Origin of the sequence: Achromobacter sp. SIMBA_011 (genome assembly GCF_046535435.1) — a bacterium.
Classification (GTDB): Bacteria; Pseudomonadota; Gammaproteobacteria; order Burkholderiales; family Burkholderiaceae_B; genus Achromobacter; species Achromobacter dolens.
In genome coordinates this window covers 1-296 of record NZ_JAWRWN010000255.1, presented here as the reverse complement: position 1 = coordinate 296, position 296 = coordinate 1, and the positions used below count along the sequence as shown (strand labels likewise).

The 296-nt window shown below is 65.5% G+C and carries 1 protein-coding gene; it reads right to left on the bottom strand.

The features are described 5' to 3' along the window. A partial coding sequence (locus SB816_RS30825; protein WP_410548098.1) for an aminotransferase class V-fold PLP-dependent enzyme occupies positions 1-296 on the bottom strand: 296 nt, incomplete at both ends.

Sequence of the window (296 nt, the reverse complement as noted above, 5' to 3'; positions counted from 1 at the left end):
CGCGATGCGCCAGCTCGACGATCTCGCGCACCGGCACCACCGTCCCCAACGCATTCGACACCTGCGTGACCGACACGATTTTCGTACGATCGCTGAGCAGCTTGCGGTAGTCGTCGAGCAGCACCTGGCCGGAATCGTCGACGGGAATCACGCGCAGACGCGCGCCCTTCTGCGCGGCCAGTTGCTGCCACGGCACGATGTTCGCGTGATGCTCCAGGTGCGAGAGGATGATCTCGTCGCCCTCGCCCACGTTCTGCGCGCCCCAGCTTTTCGCCACGAGGTTGATCGCCTCGGTG